Annotated in this window: 16 protein-coding genes and 1 tRNA gene; 8 read left to right on the forward strand and 9 right to left on the reverse strand. The window is 57.5% G+C overall.

Translation table 11 applies throughout. The features are described 5' to 3' along the window. Position 1: 1 nt before the first annotated feature. Positions 2-505: a GNAT family N-acetyltransferase gene (locus AC2FLJ_RS00250; RefSeq protein WP_496704178.1), complete on the forward strand. Its 504-nt coding sequence runs from the start codon at positions 2-4 to the stop codon at positions 503-505. After that, positions 499-801 carry a putative quinol monooxygenase gene (locus AC2FLJ_RS00255; RefSeq protein ID WP_496704180.1) on the forward strand — a complete coding sequence of 101 codons (303 nt, stop codon included), beginning with the start codon at positions 499-501 and terminating at the stop codon, positions 799-801. The genes AC2FLJ_RS00250 and AC2FLJ_RS00255 overlap by 7 nt, the downstream gene beginning before the upstream one ends. Before the next feature lie 4 nt (positions 802-805). Here AC2FLJ_RS00255 and AC2FLJ_RS00260 read toward each other — a convergent pair whose 3' ends face one another. Both AC2FLJ_RS00260 and AC2FLJ_RS00265 read right to left on the reverse strand, forming a co-directional pair. Further along, complete coding sequence (locus tag AC2FLJ_RS00260) at positions 806-1,231, reverse strand: VOC family protein (RefSeq protein ID WP_496704182.1); 426 nt, start codon at positions 1,229-1,231, stop codon at positions 806-808. 31 nt (positions 1,232-1,262) lie between these two features. Beyond that, positions 1,263-1,868, reverse strand: coding sequence for an rRNA large subunit pseudouridine synthase E (locus AC2FLJ_RS00265; RefSeq protein WP_496704184.1), 606 nt, complete (start codon positions 1,866-1,868; stop codon positions 1,263-1,265). Between the two features lie 213 nt (positions 1,869-2,081). On the opposite strand from AC2FLJ_RS00265, the gene AC2FLJ_RS00270 reads away from it, so the two are divergent. Next, on the forward strand, positions 2,082-2,666 hold the full coding sequence (locus tag AC2FLJ_RS00270; RefSeq protein WP_058278012.1) for an HNH endonuclease: 585 nt from the start codon (positions 2,082-2,084) through the stop codon (positions 2,664-2,666). Between the two features lie 6 nt (positions 2,667-2,672). Here AC2FLJ_RS00270 and AC2FLJ_RS00275 read toward each other — a convergent pair whose 3' ends face one another. Next, on the reverse strand, positions 2,673-3,137 hold the full coding sequence (locus AC2FLJ_RS00275; RefSeq protein WP_058278011.1) for a disulfide bond formation protein B: 465 nt from the start codon (positions 3,135-3,137) through the stop codon (positions 2,673-2,675). Further along, a complete protein-coding gene (locus AC2FLJ_RS00280) occupies positions 3,134-3,712 on the reverse strand; it encodes a YqaA family protein (protein ID WP_496704186.1) in 579 nt (192 codons plus the stop codon). Before AC2FLJ_RS00280 ends, AC2FLJ_RS00275 begins: the two co-directional genes overlap by 4 nt. A 146-nt stretch (positions 3,713-3,858) precedes the next feature. Here AC2FLJ_RS00280 and AC2FLJ_RS00285 point away from each other — a divergent pair. After that, a tRNA-Leu gene (locus tag AC2FLJ_RS00285) sits at positions 3,859-3,944 on the forward strand. A 337-nt stretch (positions 3,945-4,281) separates the two neighbouring features. Here AC2FLJ_RS00285 and AC2FLJ_RS00290 read toward each other — a convergent pair. Then, entirely contained in the window at positions 4,282-5,751 is a 1,470-nt protein-coding gene (locus tag AC2FLJ_RS00290; RefSeq protein WP_496704188.1) for a BCCT family transporter, read from the reverse strand. A 413-nt stretch (positions 5,752-6,164) separates the two neighbouring features. On the opposite strand from AC2FLJ_RS00290, the gene AC2FLJ_RS00295 reads away from it, so the two are divergent. The 3 genes from AC2FLJ_RS00295 to AC2FLJ_RS00305 all read left to right on the forward strand — a co-directional run bounded on the left by AC2FLJ_RS00295 (position 6,165) and on the right by AC2FLJ_RS00305 (position 10,272). After that, complete coding sequence (locus AC2FLJ_RS00295; RefSeq protein ID WP_058271718.1) at positions 6,165-7,133, forward strand: TAXI family TRAP transporter solute-binding subunit; 969 nt, start codon at positions 6,165-6,167, stop codon at positions 7,131-7,133. 101 nt (positions 7,134-7,234) lie between these two features. Next, positions 7,235-9,844, forward strand: coding sequence for a TRAP transporter permease (locus tag AC2FLJ_RS00300; RefSeq protein ID WP_282151271.1), 2,610 nt, complete (start codon positions 7,235-7,237; stop codon positions 9,842-9,844). Next, positions 9,841-10,272, forward strand: a complete 432-nt coding sequence (locus AC2FLJ_RS00305) for a universal stress protein (protein ID WP_058271716.1) — start codon at positions 9,841-9,843, stop codon at positions 10,270-10,272. Before AC2FLJ_RS00300 ends, AC2FLJ_RS00305 begins: the two co-directional genes overlap by 4 nt. A 14-nt stretch (positions 10,273-10,286) precedes the next feature. Here AC2FLJ_RS00305 and AC2FLJ_RS00310 read toward each other — a convergent pair whose 3' ends face one another. Genes AC2FLJ_RS00310 through AC2FLJ_RS00320 form a run of 3 tightly spaced genes read right to left on the reverse strand, consistent with a single transcriptional unit; the run spans position 10,287 to position 14,375 of the window. Beyond that, positions 10,287-11,327, reverse strand: coding sequence for a lipocalin-like domain-containing protein (locus AC2FLJ_RS00310; protein WP_496704191.1), 1,041 nt, complete (start codon positions 11,325-11,327; stop codon positions 10,287-10,289). Then, positions 11,317-13,731: an ABC transporter permease gene (locus AC2FLJ_RS00315; RefSeq protein ID WP_496704193.1), complete on the reverse strand. Its 2,415-nt coding sequence runs from the start codon at positions 13,729-13,731 to the stop codon at positions 11,317-11,319. Before AC2FLJ_RS00315 ends, AC2FLJ_RS00310 begins: the two co-directional genes overlap by 11 nt. Beyond that, a complete protein-coding gene (locus tag AC2FLJ_RS00320) occupies positions 13,728-14,375 on the reverse strand; it encodes an ABC transporter ATP-binding protein (RefSeq protein WP_282168259.1) in 648 nt (215 codons plus the stop codon). Before AC2FLJ_RS00320 ends, AC2FLJ_RS00315 begins: the two co-directional genes overlap by 4 nt. A 170-nt stretch (positions 14,376-14,545) precedes the next feature. On the opposite strand from AC2FLJ_RS00320, the gene AC2FLJ_RS00325 reads away from it, so the two are divergent. Next, on the forward strand, positions 14,546-14,980 hold the full coding sequence (locus AC2FLJ_RS00325; protein ID WP_058278005.1) for an ion channel: 435 nt from the start codon (positions 14,546-14,548) through the stop codon (positions 14,978-14,980). Here AC2FLJ_RS00325 and cls read toward each other — a convergent pair. Next, entirely contained in the window at positions 14,977-16,389 is a 1,413-nt protein-coding gene (gene cls / locus AC2FLJ_RS00330; RefSeq protein ID WP_472723822.1) for a cardiolipin synthase, read from the reverse strand. The genes AC2FLJ_RS00325 and cls overlap by 4 nt on opposite strands. Between the last annotated feature and the right edge of the window lie 17 nt (positions 16,390-16,406).

Here is a 16,406-nt window from a genome sequence, read left to right on the forward strand (position 1 = left end):
GATGATCGCGGTCCGTCCCATGATGCCTGAGGATGTGGCAGTTGCCTGTCGTATTCTCAACGAAATCATTGCTATCGGCGGGACGACCGCGTTTGAAACACCGTTTTCTGAGGCGCTGTTTGCCCAAGTCTACCTGAATGGTGCAGACAAAATCTGTTGCCACGTTGCCCTGGATAAACAGGGCGAGGTGGCCGGGTTTCAATGGCTTGGCACGAATGAGAACCTGCCGGAAGATTGCGCGGATATAGCGACTTTCACCCGGCGAGAGCCGGTGTTGAAAGGGGCAGGGCGGGCGTTGTTCTCTGAAACCACAACCTACGCTGCGGCCCTTGGGTTCAGCGCGCTCAACGCGACGATCCGGGCCGACAACCGGCAGGGGCTTAGCTATTACGACAAGATGGGTTTCCGCGACTACTCGGTCACATATGCTGTTTCTCTGCAAGACGGAACGCCAGTCGACAGGATTTCGAAACGGTTTGAATTGATGAAGGAAACGACATGCTGATTGTCACCGGAACGGTTGAAGTGTCGCTTGATAGTGTCGACAAAGCCATTGAGGCGGCACAGAAAATGGTCGCCGAGACCGTAAAAGAGTCCGGCTGCCTGATCTATGAATTCAGCCAGATACTCGGGCAATCCAACAAGTTCCGCGTATATGAAGAATGGCGGGATCAGGCCGCGTTTGAGGCGCATTTTGCAGCACCGCATATGGCCGAGTTTCAGGCTGTTCTGGGCGAAGTGGGCGTTGTTTCGAGCGACATCTACCGGGTTGCTGGGGGAGAAAAGCAACCGCTGCGCTAAGTGATCAGTTCCACAGGTGACCTTCAGCGAATTCCACCGAGTTTCCGGCGGGGTCCCGAACATACAGCGATCGTGCCCCGCTTGGCCAATCGAACTCGGCGTCTATGGGAATGTTCCACTCCAGCAGATGCTTGCGCATTTCGTCGATCTCAGTCCGCGATAAAGTCATGCAGACGTGACCGGGCCCGCGTGCGCCATGCGGTGGGACGGGCAGGTTCGGATTCTCTGGCGGCTTTGCTGTCTCCTCTGCATTGAACAGCAACAACACCGATCCGCCGACGCGGAAAAATACATGCCGGTTCGCGACGCGTTGAATACACTCTAACGCCAGTATCTCACCATAGAATCGTTCGGCTGCATCCAGGTCGCCGACGTAAAGCGCGGCCTCAAGGATCCCCTCTGGGGATGGTGTGCTTCGGGTGACTTTCATGCCTTAACCCTATCACAAAAGGACGTTTTTGTCACCTGCCCGGTCGGCGGTCCCGTTTGCGCTTCGTTGCGGAATCCAATGTAGGAGCTGTCAGGCTGTCCCATTGACCGGGCGCCAACCCCTCCAGTGTATAGTCCCCGATCCGGGCGCGGATCAGGCGCAGGGTGGGATGACCGACCGCTGCCGTCATGCGTCGAACCTGCCGGTTGCGGCCTTCGCGCAAGGTCAGCTCGATCCAGCTATCCGGTATAGTTTGGCGGACGCGGATAGGTGGGTTTCGTGGCCACAGGCCTTCGGGCTCATCCATCAACCGGGCTTTGGCCGGGCGCGTTTTTCCATCCTTCAGATCGACCCCGTCGCGCAGAGCCTTCAGGGCGGCAGCATCGGGTGAACCTTCCACCTGAACCCAATAGGTTTTGGGCATCTTGTGCTTGGGGTCCGATATTTGCGCCTGCAACCGGCCGTTGTCAGTCAGCAGCATCAGGCCCTCGCTGTCGCGATCCAGCCGCCCAGCCGGATACACACCTGGCAGGTCGATGAAATCCGACAAAGTGCTGCGCGGCGTCTCTGCATTTGCACGGTCGGTAAACTGCGGCAACACATCGAAGGGTTTGTTGAATCGTATGAACCAGCTCATGATCCCGCCATAGCCTGCCAGAGGCAGAGAACGCAACCTGTGGATAACTGTCACGTCTTTGTTACGGAGCAGGCATACTCAATACCCGAGATGTTGTGGAAACTCAGGGCTTGTCAGAGTTTTAACACGATATATAGTTAAGTTAAGGCCGGGGCGGGTGTTCCCCGCTCTGGTGTCAATAACGGGCAGAGCAGAGCGAGGAGCGATTCCGATATGGACGGAGAATTCAGGACCGAATTTGTCAGGGAACCGGGTGCCCTAAAGCACCATCCGGCATTGGTTTTGAACGCCGATTATCGCCCCTTATCCTATTACCCACTGTCCCTGTGGCCCTGGCAAGAAGCGATCAAGGCGGCCTGGCTGGACAGGGTGGATATCGTGGCCGAATACGACGAGGTCGTCCGAAGCCCCAGTACCGAGATCCGAATACCGTCGGTCGTTGTCCTCAAAGACTATGTAAAACCCAGAAAGCGCGTGGCCTTCACGCGCTTTAATTTATTTTTAAGGGACGAGTTCCGCTGCCAGTATTGTGGAAGCCGGGACAACCTGACCTTTGACCATGTTGTTCCGCGGGCTGCCGGGGGTGTGACCAGTTGGCAGAACGTTGTGGCGGCGTGCAGCCCCTGCAACCTGAGGAAGGGATCGAAGTCGCTGCGGCAGGCGGGCATGTCGCTGCGCAAACCGCCGCGTCAGCCAGATGCCGAGGCACTGCGAAACATCGGACGCAAGTTCCCCCCGAACCACCTGCATGACAGTTGGATCGACTTTCTGTATTGGGATGCCGAACTGGACGCGTAGTAACGCTTATTTCGCACGGAACGCGGCCAGCCAGACCAAAACCAGGCCAGCAGATAGCAGAGCGTTCCACCCGGCCATCGACAGGCCGAACATCTCCCACGGGATATCATCACAGCGCACAAGTGGCGCGGACATGATCTGATCCATCAATTCTTCAGCGGACAACCCGCCAATATCACCCGACGTGCAGCTGGTTGGACCTTCCCACCATTTCTGCTCGACACCTGCGTGGTACATGCCAATCCCGGCAGTCACCATCGCAGCAACTGCACCCAAAAGGGGCAGGGGGCGGATGCCCGGAAAGGCAAAGGCCAACACGCCAATCAGAACGGCCGCGCCGTGGGGGTAGCGTTGCCAGATGCACATTTTGCACGGGGCCATGCCGCCCAGGTGTTGAAACGCCCACGCGCCCAGCAAGAGTGCAGCGGAACCGCCTGCCGCAATCAGGATCAACAGTTTTTTGCGTGTCATAAGAACTTCACCGCTAAGAACCCACCGAACAGCAGGATGACAAACAGAGTGAACATAAACCCCAGACGCTTTTCGATGAAGTTGCGAATGGGTTCACCAAAACCCCAAAGCAGTCCGGCAACAACAAAGAACCTGAGCGCGCGGGCCAAAATCGACGTGGCGATGAATGTGCCCAGCGGCATGCCCGTCCAGCCGGACATGATGGTGATGACCTTGTACGGGAAAGGGGTAATACCTGCGCCCAACACGGCCCAGAATCCGAAGTCATTGAACTTGGTGTTGAACTCTTCCATGGCATGCGCTTTGCCCATGGATTCGAGGATGGGTTGGCCGATGCTTTCATAGAAAAACGCGCCGATCGCATATCCCAGCATGCCCCCCAGCACCGAAGCCACCAGGGCAACGGTCGCGATCAGCCAGGCGCGCGACGGGCGCGCAAGAATCATGGGAATCATCAGAACGTCCGGGGGAATCGGAAAGAACGAGCTTTCGACAAATGCCACAATGGCCAGAGCCCAAAGCGCGTGCGGGTGTTCGGCCAGACGAATGGTCCAGTCATAGAGCGATCGCAACATCAGATGCTAAAATCCCGTTCTCTTGTTGCGTCAGCCAAACCATGCGCCTGATGGGTCGTCAACCGTGCCTGAAGAAAACAAACTGAATATCGGTTGTTTTTTGCCTCTGGACCTTCCCGATTATGAGCGCTAATCCAGTGTTCGTGGCCCAAGTGGCGGAATGGTAGACGCAGGGGATTCAAAATCCCCCGTCCTAACGGACGTGCCGGTTCGAGTCCGGCCTTGGGTACCAAGGTAAAAACAGAGGGTAAGGGGAACCTGCTCTCTGTTTTTTCTTTTTTGGCGTTTCAAATGCTCATGTTGCCACTTTTGACCAGGGTATCGAAAACGTTGGGTTTGTGACGGTCCTTGGAAAGCTTGACGAAAATCTGAGTGCCGCGGTGCGCGCGGGCAGTTTCTTAGAGCGAGTTTTCCGGCAAACTCAGGAAAAAGCGAACAGACTTGGGCTGTTCAAGCCGAATCTGTTTCCATTTCCTGCGCTCACTTACTGCGTCGCAGGATCAGCCACGCCAGAAACCCGATATAGGCGAAAACGCTTAGGTTTAGTGCGGTGTCGATCAGTTGGCCACTCATGATCGGTCCTCCTGCGCCAGACGTTTGAACAGACAGACAACAAGAATTGGCACGATAAACACGAAGGCGATGGCTGACAGCGCTATTATGGACCTTACCAGAGAGATATCGCCCACCAGAATCATCGCCATCCCTAACGCGCCAAGGATAATGCCCCAAATCGTACGAATTCGGGGGGAGGGGTTGTCGTCGCCTCCGGTCCCTATCATCGCAAGGGTGAATCCGGCGCTTACGACGCTGGTAACCACAAACAGGAACGCGGCCAGGATTGTTGCTATTCTAGTGATGCCGTCCAGCGGGAAGCGCTCAAGCAACGCAAATGTTGTTGCGTCGAGGTTCTCTGCGTTGACGGCTGATAGGGCTCCGTCCTGACGCAAAGCATCGAAAAAACCCAAGCCGCCAAAAACGCCGAACCACAGGATAGAGAACAGTGTGGGAGTGACGACGACTCCGATCAGAAACTCTCGGATCGTGCGTCCGCGGGAAATCCGGGCGATGAAAATGCCCACGAAGGGTGACCAAGCCAGCCACCAGATCATATAGTTCAGCGTCCAGCCGTGGAACCAGTCGACCAACAGGTCGTCGAAGAATTCTGCGGTCGAGAATCCTGCTGGTAGGACACCGAACAGATAGCGTCCGAATCCGGAAACGATGCCATCCATCAGATAAGAGGTTGGGCCCAGCACCAGAAGATAGACCATCATCCCGACGGCGATCAGCATTGCTGCGTTGGACAACAGGGCCATTCCGTCGCCCAGATCGCGACGCAACGGTATGATGAACGCAATACAAAGCGCGGCAAAAACGGGCAGAGTCAGCACGCCTGGGGTTTCTATACCCAACAGGCCTGCCAATCCGGTTTGGATCTGAAATACCCCCATTGCCATTGAGCCCGCCAACCCGACGGCAATTGCGACGATCGAGAGCAAGTCGAAAACCCACCCCAGCGCTTTTGTCCAACCTGCTTCGCCAAGTGCGTCGGTGACTGGGGCACTCAGTAACAAAGTGCGATTTCGGCGATAGGCAAAATAGGCGATGACCAATCCGACGATTCCGTAAATCGCCCAGGCGTGGAACCCCCAGTTCAAGTAGGTCACGAACATCGCATAACTGGCCGCTTCTGCGTCGCTATTATATTGACGCAGCACTTCGTAGTGGGTCAGCGGCTCGGCTGCGCCATAGAACAGTAGACCGACACCCATTCCTGCGGCGAATAGCATCGCGATCCATGCGGTCGTTGAAAACTCTGGTTCGGCTGTGTCAGGGCCAAGGCGGATATCTCCAAATCGTGACAGGGCCAGAAAGAGGACCACAAACAAAAGCCCGCTGACCTCAAGCATGATGAACCAGCCGCGGCTGTTGAATTGCGTCTCAACCGCCGATGCAGCAATGCGACCCAAGCCTTGCGGGTCAACAATGCCCCAGACTGCGATGGCCGCACTAAGGGCTAGGGCGATCACAAGCATCGGACTGGGTGATTTTCCGTCCACTGTCCAGAACCCTTCCGCGTAAATTCATGAAACATCGGGTCGTTAGGTCAAACCTAGGTTGCGGAATCCAAACTTTCAAAGTGTTTTTGGATATTTAGCTGGCACGGTTGTTCATGATCCGGCCCAGTGGCGCCGGTCTGTGCGAAACCGCCCCGTTAAAGGGGGAAACTTTCGGAAATCTCCTCACATCTGCGGATCGGGGCCTTCATACCCCGCGCAGGGGTTGACAAGCGGAGTGTCTGAATGAAACGTCAAAGGCGTTGGGAGACTTTTAAATTTCAGATGCTTGACCCGTTGCAAGACGGGTTCGCTTGCCGTACCGGCAAGGTCCCTGGATGGGGGCCGCTGAACTGTCTCTCATCCACAATAAGAGTTGGGAGTTCTCAAAAATGAAAAATAGCAGCAAGCTTAGCCTGGGCGCGGTCGTTACCGCAGCTCTTATGGCTCCGGCCGCTTATGCAGAAGAGTTTATCACTATTGGTACCGGCGGTGTGACCGGCGTGTACTATCCGACTGGTGGCGCGATCTGCCGTCTGGTGAACAAAGGCCGCAAAGAGCACGGCGTTCGTTGCTCGGTCGAGTCGACCGGTGGTTCGGTCTACAACATCAACACCATTCGCGAAGGCGAGCTGGAGTTTGGTGTTGCCCAGTCCGACTGGCAGTACCACGCCTATAACGGCAGCTCGAAATTCGAAGAGGCTGGCCCCTTCGAAAACCTGCGCGCCGTCTTCTCGGTACACCCCGAACCGTTCACCGTTGTTGCACGTGCCGATTCCGGCATCACCAACTTCGAGGACCTGAAGGGCAAGCGCGTCAACATCGGTAACCCCGGTTCCGGTCAGCGCGGCACGATGGAAGTCCTGCTGGGCGAAATGGGTTGGACCACCGACGATTTCGAACTGGCGACCGAGCTGAAAGCGGCTGAACAGTCGGCGGCTCTGTGTGACAACCAGATCGACGCGATGGTTTACACCGTTGGTCACCCGTCGGGCTCGATCCAGGAAGCGACTACAGCCTGTGACTCGGTTCTGGTGAACGTCAGCGGCGACGCCGTCAGCAAACTGGTAGACGACAACTCGTTCTACCGTACTGCGACAATCCCCGGTGGCATGTACCGTGGTTCGGATGGCGACACCTCGACCTTTGGTGTGGGCGCGACGTTCGTGACCTCGGCAGACGTGTCGGATGACGCGGTTTATGCGGTTGTCAGCTCGGTCTTCGAGAACTTCGACGATTTCAAAAAGCTGCACCCTGCATTTGCCAACCTCAAGCCCGAAGAGATGATTGCAGATGGCCTTTCGGCTCCGCTGCATCCGGGTGCTGAGAAGTACTATAAAGAAAAAGGCTGGGTTCAGTAAGCCAGACCTAAGGCAGGGTGCCCAACGGGCGCCCTGCAACCAAAACCCGAACAAATCGGGTGGTTCAGAAGGCCAAAATGGCCGCGACGGGGAGACATTTCATGAGTTCCGACACACAATCCAATCGTCCGCTATCCGAAGAAGAGCTACAGGATCTTGTGGCCTCATCCGATGCGGGTGGACGTAATCCGGTCGGTAATGTCGGGATATTCCTGGCCGTGGTGGCCGCGATCTGGTCGATCTTTCAGGTCGTTCTGGCCTCGCCACTTGCGAACTATGTGCTGCCCGGCAGCGTTGTGAACAACGCGCGGCAGTTTCACCTGGCCTTTGCGTTGTTTCTGGCCTTTGCAGCCTATCCGGCGCTGAAATCAAGCCCGCGCAACTATATCCCGGTTCAGGATTGGATCATGGGGCTGCTGGGCGCGTTTGTCGCGCTGTATGGCTATTTCTTTTACAACAAGATCGTCGATGCAGGCGGTCTTGCGGATGACACTGACAAATGGGTCGCCCTGGTTGGTCTGCTGTTGTTGTTCGAGGCCGCGCGTCGTGCGCTTGGCCCCGCAATGGCGATCATTGCGACGATCTTTCTGGTATATGTGTTTTTCGGATCCTCTGATTGGGTTCCCGAGGTTATTCGCTGGAAAGGCGCAAGCCTGAAAAAGGCGATGAGCCATATGTGGATCACGTCCGAGGGCGTGTTTGGCATCGCGCTTGGGGTTTCGACCAAATTCGTTTTCCTGTTCGTTCTGTTCGGGGCCTTGCTGGATAAGGCCGGGGCAGGGAACTACTTTATCAAGATGGCTTTCGGTGCCTTGGGGCACCTGCGCGGTGGCCCAGCCAAAGCCGCTGTTGTCGGTTCGGCCGCGACCGGCCTGATCTCGGGTTCGTCCATCGCCAACGTTGTGACAACCGGTACATTCACCATACCGCTGATGAAACGCGTTGGGTTTAGCAGCGAACAGGCCGGATCGGTCGAGGTTGCCTCATCCGTGAACGGACAGATCATGCCGCCAGTGATGGGGGCTGCGGCCTTCTTGATGGTGGAATATGTTGGCATTTCTTATGTCGAGGTGATCACCCACGCCTTCCTGCCTGCCGCGATTTCATACATCGCGCTGGTCTACATCGTGCACCTTGAGGCCGTGAAGCGGAACATGCCCACGCTGGGCGACCGCGACGTAAAGCTGGCGCGCACAGTTGTCGGTATGTTGTCCTTCTTCCTGGTCTTTGCCGGGCTGTGCTACGGTTCTCAATTCCCGGTCGAAGCGGTGACAAACTGGGTGCCGTCATCGGCTGGGCTGGTCCTCAGCCTGATCATCTGTGCCATCTATGTGGCACTGCTGTATCTGGCCGCTCAGGTGCCGGATCTTGAGCCGGACGATCCAAACGCCAAGGAAGTGACCTTGCCGATCATTGCCGACATCTACAAAGCTGGGCTGCACTACCTGTTGCCGATTATCGTGCTGGTCTACTTCTTGATGATCGAGCAGAAGTCACCGGGTCTGTCGGCTTTCTGGGCCACGACGCTGCTCTTCGTGATCCTGCTGACGCAGAAGCCGCTCAAGGCGATATTCCGCGGGCAAAGCAACGTCTACAACACGTTCATTGATGGTGTCGCTGACCTTTGGCAGGGCATGATCGACGGCGCGCGGAACATGATTGGTATCGCGCTGGCAACGGCAACAGCCGGCGTCATCGTGGGCACTGTGACGCTGACTGGTGTCGGACAAGTGATGGCCGACCTGGTTGAGTTCCTGTCAGGCGGCAACCTAATCCTGATGCTGATTATGGTCGGCCTGCTGAGCCTGATCCTGGGCATGGGCCTGCCGACCACCGCAAACTATATTGTGGTCAGTTCGCTGATGGCTGGTGTGGTTGTTGAGCTGGGTGCGCAAAGCGGACTTATCGTTCCGTTGATCGCAGTGCACCTGTTCGTCTTTTACTTTGGGATCATGGCTGACGTGACCCCGCCGGTTGGATTGGCGAGCTTTGCGGCCGCTGCAGTATCCGGTGGTGACGCAATCAAAACCGGTTTCATTGCGTTCTTTTACAGCCTGCGCACCGTGGCCTTGCCGTTCGTGTTCATCTTCAACACGGACCTGCTGCTGATCGATGTGACGTGGGTCGAAGGCATAACCGTGGCGATATTTGCGACAATCGCCATCCTCGTCTTCACAGCCGGCACAATGGGTTACTTCCTGACCCGCAGCCGCATCTATGAAAGCATCGCGCTGATCCTTGTGGCGTTCGCGCTGTTCAGGCCCGACTTCTTCATGAACCGCATCGCGCCGCCGTTTACTTCGGTCGAGCCTGCTGCGTTTGTGGAGACCATCGGCGAAACACCTCCGGGTACCGAGGTGCGCATGGTCATCAGCGGGCCAGACTTTGACACGCTTGAGATGACGGACACGACGGTTGTTGTTCCCGTTGGCAGCGAAGAGGGCGGGCAAGCGCGTGTCGACGCGATGGGCTTGCTGCTGCTTGAAGAAGACGGGTTGGTCAAACTCGAAGAGCCATTGTTCGGGACACCTGTCGCGGATGATTTGGATATCTTCGACTACTACGGGGATGAGGCAGTGCGCCTGACCTCGGTCAGCTTGCCGGCTAGCCAGCCACCGAAACAGTTGATCTACATTCCGGCAATGCTCTTGCTGGGACTGATCGCTTTCCTTCAGCGCGGCCGCGCCGCCAGACAAGAGGTGACCGCATGACAAACGCTGTTCTCTGTGCCGTCGATATCAGCAACGGCGATCTTGATACGCATGTCCTGAAGAAAGCTGCGAAGCTGGCCGATCAGGAAGGTGCTCAACTGGATGTGGTGACGGTCCTGCCGGATTTCGGAGAAAGTTGGGTGTCTGGCTTTTTCGAAAGTGATTTTCACGACAAGGCGCTGGAAGAGGCACATACCAAACTGGCCGAGATGTGTGTGTCCACACTGGGGGCGGATCGGAATGAAAAGATCCGCCACGTGGTCGCGACGGGTACTGCCTATCAGGAAATCCTGAAAACTGCGGACAGTGCTGGTAGCGATCTGATCGTGATCGGTGCGCACAAACCCGACCTGAAAGATTATCTGCTGGGTCCGAATGCTGCACGGGTCGTGCGGCATTCAGACGTCTCTGTCTACGTGGTGCGCTAAGAAAATTGGGCGGATCAGTACCCTGTCATCTCAAGATACCCCCGTCCGGAATGGCTGCCGCTGATCTGGACGGGACCTTCCCAGTATTCAAACCGGGTGGCCATCCACGCGTCGGGTGTCAGCGCTGATACCTCGACGTCCAGATCCCGGTCAGGCAATGTGACGCGCCATCTGACAGGTACGTCGCGGCCAGCAACGGGCGCGGTCGTCAGCGGCTCGAACGTGACCGAACCATCGGGGATCGCGGTCGTCGTACCATTGGCGGTGATCCACGTAGCAGCTGTGAAATCACCTCGGTCGCCGCGTAACCGAAAAGCCATCATCTTGTCGCCATTGTCAAAGCTGAGCGAGAACCAATCCCAGCCGCTTTGATCTGCGGCCAAAGGTTGTGATGACCATTCGCGGTCCAGCCAGCCTTGCCCGGTGACCGCCACGTCGCCATCTGGCAGCCGCAAAACGCCTTGTACCTCGTAAAACGGCTGGGAATAGTAATAGCTGGCTTGCCCGTCGCCGGATTTCACCGAATATCCGTCCTCGCCGTGAAAAACGAACGGCCCGTTGGCTTCGAGCTTTAGGTCATAGCCGAAATCCGCACCGTTCGCAGAGAGGCTGACCGCGTTTGGGTCTGACCCGCGCATGTGCCATTCGTCGATCCAAGCCTCGAATGGCGCTGCCGTAACCCCTGCCTGACCGATGCCGCCGCGCGACAGACGCTCCGCGAAATAGTGTTTGTCGGGCGTGGTCACCGCAGCATGGCCCATCCATATCTGTGGGCTTTGCCACCCCTCGACCTCATGCGGTTTCAGTGCCGACCGAAACAGGGTCCACTGGATACCGTAATCGCGCCCGTCTTCACCTTTCAGGTTTGCTGTCAGATACCACCACTCGATCCGGTAGTCCAGGTGGGGGCCATGATCCTGCGGGAATTGAAACGCATACTCCGGCTGGGGCACAGTGAACCCTTCAGCCGAACCGCCCAGGCCTGCGTATCCCTGTGCGCGGGCAATGCCCGGCACGGCCAGCAGCAAGACTATCAGCCATATCCTAACGTTCATTGGCAAACACCTTCAGTAGATCCGCAGGCGGCAGGCGCAGCAAACGGGCGGCAGGCAGGGCCGCGGCAACGGTTGCCGCAAGCAGGGTCAAACCCAACAGATAAACCCAGTCGACAGGGAACAGGTACATCGGCAGCCTCCAGCCAAACGCCTCGACGTTGATGACAGTCAGCAAGGTCCACGCCAAAGCCAACCCCAGCGGCAGAGCCAGCAAGGCGGTCAAAGCGGCCAGCAGCACGCTGCGCAAAAGTTCAAGCCGGGCCAGTTCTGCACGTGTCAGCCCGAGCGCCCAGACGGGCGCAATTTGCGGCAGGCGCTGCGTCCACAACGTCAGCAGGCTGGTCAGAATGGCGAACCCTGCAACCCCTAGCGTCAGGATGTTCAAGGCCGAGGTAACAACGAAGGTCTTTTCGAACACCTGCATGGATTGCGCCTTCATTGCAGCTTGCTGGACGACTGCTCGGCGGGGCAGGTCGAACTGCTCGCGCAAGGCCTGTGCCAGATCCGTGGCCCGATAAGGCGCGACACGAATGCCAAATCGGCGCGCCTCAGCGCCGGGCGCGATCTGATCAAGTTGGGCCATAGAAACGATGACCTGACCGGTTGGGTTGCCATAGTCCGAATAGACACCTGCGATGGTCATCGTGTCGGCGGGTGTGATGGCCAAAGAGTCGCCAGGCCAAAGGTTTTCCCGGCGGGCAAGTTGTTCGTTAATCAGCACAGCGGTTCCGTCGTGGACCCGGTCCCAAACACGTTCCGAGGTGCTGATAAGCGGCCATTTCTCACGATAAGTCTGATCGTCGATGATACCATAGAGAAACAGAGGCCCCGACGATTTCGCCAGTTCAACGCTTCGGATCGGCAAGATGGCATCTACCTGCGGGTTCAGCCATTCTGCGATGTCCTTACCCTGCTGATCGGTGGCAGCGGTGACGTAGAGCTCGGATGTAAGGCGCTGGTCCAGCCAGCCGGTAAAGGTCAACCGAAAGCTGGAAACCATCGTGCCTACGCCGATATTCGCGGCAAGCGCCAGCAACAGGGCCATCAGCGCCAAAGATAAGCCCGGCAGTTGGGCGCGCATGTCCGACCAGACCCATTGGGCTATTGGCCCTTTCGCTGAACGCTGAAACAGGATCAGGACGCGCGACAAGGCATAGGGCAATACCAACGCGGATCCGACCAGCATCCCGGCGACCAAGACGAAACCGGCCACTAACCCTCCGAACAACAGCATGGCTAGAATGCCCCCGACAGTAGCGGCGACACCGGCAAGGGCGACGACCCAGCTACCCGAGGCCGCGCTGCGCCAGGCCTGCAAGCCTGCGCCGCTTAGGATTGGCATTCGCGACAGGCGATACAAGGCGTGTCCGCTGGCCAGAAAAGTGCCGCCCAAGGCCATCGCCAACCCGGACAGTGCCCATTGAGGTTGCAATGAGATCTGGCCGCTGACAGGTGCACCGTAAAGTCCGCGCAAACTTGCAGCCACATCCGGCAACAGCGCGCCTGCGAGGAAAAATCCAAGCACCAAACCGAGTATACCGCCGACAATCGCCAGTACGGAAAGCTCAGCCATGATCAGCCAAACCAGCCGCCGCATCGAAACGCCCAAAGCGCGCAGGGTTCGGATCATGCCGCGCCGCTGGGCAAAGGCCAGGCCCACGGTTCCGTGCACGATGAACAGACCCACCGCAAAGGACAGCAGGCCAAAGGCGGACAGGTTCAGGTGAAAACTGTCGGTCAGTTGTGCGGTATCCAGTTGTTCCTGTGCCGGGACCCGCTCCAGTTCGGGGGCAATAGTCGACAGCGGTGGAATTGAACCGGGCTGATCCGGTAAAATGATCAGGTGCGAAATCTCTCCCGGCTTCTTCAGTAACGTCTCGGCCACACCGATGTCAGTCAGGATCAGATCGGGCGGTAAGGCATCGCTAATCAGGATCGGAGGCAAACCGGTCTGGCCGGCCAATAGCGGCTCCAAAACCGGGGTCGTCAGCAGTCGCCCCGGCGCGGTCAACATATCGGCAGGGTTGGGTGGCGTGCCGCTTTGTTCCATCTGCGTGACGGCGGGCAGGGCGGGATAGGCCACCATATCTACGCCAAGGACCCGCAATGTCTGACCCTGAACCCGCAATGGGCCTTCCAGTACCGCAGCAACCTGCCAGCCCGCGCGCCTCAGCTCGACGTAACGCGACAGGGGGATTGGACCGGCGGGGTTGTGCAATTCGTCAAACCGACCTAGCGCCAGTTGATCAGCGGCCCGGTCATAGCTGGCACGAGCCTCGGCATTGATGGCCTGCACCGCTGACCAGAGCCCGGTTGCAAGGGCCAGGCCGATCAGCAGGGTCGCCAGTTGCAGCCGGTGTGCCCGCCAATGAGAGGCCAGCGCCTGAATGACGGTCAGCGTCATGCGATAAGCCCGCCAGACAGATGCACACGCCGATCCAAACGGGCCGCAATCTCGTGCGAATGGGTGACCAAAAGCAGCGCGGCCCCGGTATCCGCAACAAGAGCCAACATGAGGTCAAGAACGGTGGCGCTGGCTGTTTCGTCCAGGTTTCCCGTAGGTTCATCCGCCAGTAGCAATTTGGGCCGGGCGGCCATGGCACGACCGATGGCAACGCGCTGTTGTTGTCCGCCCGACAGGTTCTCGGGATATCGATCAAGCAGATCGGAAAGGCCCAGCCGCTGGGCCAGATGGGCGCACCAATCGGGGTCGTGGCATCCGGCCAACCGGGCATGAAACGACAGGTTTTGACCTGCTGTCAAAGATGGGATCAAGTTAAATTGCTGAAACACCAGCGATAAGGACGTGCGGCGCAGGGCGGCCCGGCCCGGATCATCCAGTTGCGACAGGGCTACGCCGTCCAGTGTGATTTTCCCTCTGTCCACAGTGTCCAATGCAGCAGCAAGGTTCAGCAGGGTGCTTTTACCGCTGCCGCTTTCGCCGGTCAGGGCTAGCGTTTGGCCGCGATCCAGCGACAATGACACGTCGCGCAGGACCGGCCGACCACCGGGATAGGATTTTTGAACCTTGTCAAATTTCACAAGCATGTTCGCCCTCATTTTTACAAGGATTTGCAACAGTTTCGCCAACTGTCCAGCGTTGACGCGCCATAGGTTCCTTTCGCCGCACTATGAACATGGGTGATCGGGTTGTCTCAGCCGGAAGTGCAGGTCATTGTGAGGCGATCTGTCGTCGGTACTATTCAGGATGCGAAAACATGACCTTGTCACAGCAGATCCTTTGGGGCAGCACGTTTCTCGGGCTTTGCTTTCTGGTCGAAATCTTTCTTCTGACTCTGTGCACGCTGGCCATCAACAGGCTGATCGAGCGTTGGGAAGCCAGAGGCGCCATTTTGGCAACGGCCGGTCCAATTGCAACCGCGCTGGCCTTTATCGTCGCGACCCACACCATTCAGGTCTGGATTTGGGCCATCGTCTGGGTTTTCGGCGATGTATTGCCCGACTGGAATACGGCGCTTTATTTCTCGCTGGTCTCATTCACAACGCTTGGCTACGGCGACATCGTCTTGGGTGAAGATCTGCGGATTTTCGGTACCTTTGCTGCAGTTACAGGCCTGTTGGCCTTTGGGTTGTCCACGGCCTACATGGTCGCCCTTATGACCCGGGTGTTTCAGGAAAGGTTCATGGCCTAAAGGATGGGTGAGAATAATCGCGCCAGCGGAGCGCCGAGGCGTATGTGCACTGGTTGCTGTTCCAGATAGCGCGTCAGCTCATAGCTTTTGGCAAAGTCTTTTTGCAGCATCGCATCGACTGCGGCTGTGGTCTGGGGATCAAAGAACAGGGCCATTGCCTCGAAATTTAACCGAAATGATCGATTGTCCAGATTGGTCGTGCCTACTGCGGCCAGTGAGTCATCCACAACGAAGACCTTTTGATGCATGAAGCCGTCTGTGTAGCGCAGGACTTGTGCACCGCAGGCGCGAACTTCATCAAAATAGGCAAAAGCCGCCAGCCACGGCAGGCGGTGATCAATGACATCAGGAACAAGAATGCGCACATCGACACCGCGCAAAGCCGCGTGTTTCAGGGCGGTCATGATATCGATGTCGGGTACGAAATAGGGTGACGCGATCCAGATCCGGTTCCGCGCCTCTGTGATGGCGGCGAAGAACATCATCGACCCGGTTTCGGTTTCATCGCCGGGGCCTGTCGCGACTAGCAGCGCATTGATGTCCTGGTCCGCCTCGGACCCAGCCCAATCCAACTGGTCGATCAGATCTTCTTCATGCGCCCAATGCCAGTCTTCGATAAAGATCAACTGCAATTGCCGGACAATGTGACCGGTCAACCTGACATGGGTGTCGCGCCAATGTCCGAAATGCGGGTCCTGGCCCAAATACTCGACCCCGATGTTGTGACCACCGATGAATCCCGTTTCGCCATCGATAACAACGGTTTTGCGGTGGTTGCGGTAGTTCAACTGGAAACGGAATTTTGGTCCGCGTTGTTCATGCGGATCCGAAACGGCGATACCGGCCTCGCGCATCTCTTCGATGTAGTCCTTGGGTAGGGCGTAACTGCCGACGGCATCCATCATGAACCGGACGCTGACACCGCGTTTGGCTGCTTCGATCAGCTTGTCTTTCAGTTTCTGACCCAACGCATCGGCGCGTACGATGTAGAACTGGATCAGAACGTAAGTCTTGGCTGCGTCGATGGCCTCAAAAATCGCATCAAAGGTGGCTTGCCCATCCACTAGCAGCTCTGCCCCGTTGCCGCGCGACACGGGCATATGCGCCAGCGCCTCGAACGGTTTGGGGTTGATAAGCAATTTGTCGGCATCGGGCGTTGAGTAGTCGGCGAAAGTCTTGATCCCCTGAACCACGCGCTGGCTTTCCTTGCGCGCGATACGGTAGCCCCGAAATCTATGGTGTCCCAAAAACAGGTAAAGCGGCACGCCAAACATCGGGGCCGAGATCAGAAAGACCACCCACCCGACCGCGCCCTGAGGTGTCCGCGCGGTTTGGGCCGCGCGTACAGAAAAGAAAACTGCTGTTGTGTAAAGCGCAAAGACGAAGGCGGAAACAAGCAGTGTCCACATGGGGTTATCGGGCTCCG

The sequence above is a fragment of the Ruegeria sp. CDSA034 genome, from assembly GCF_059612275.1.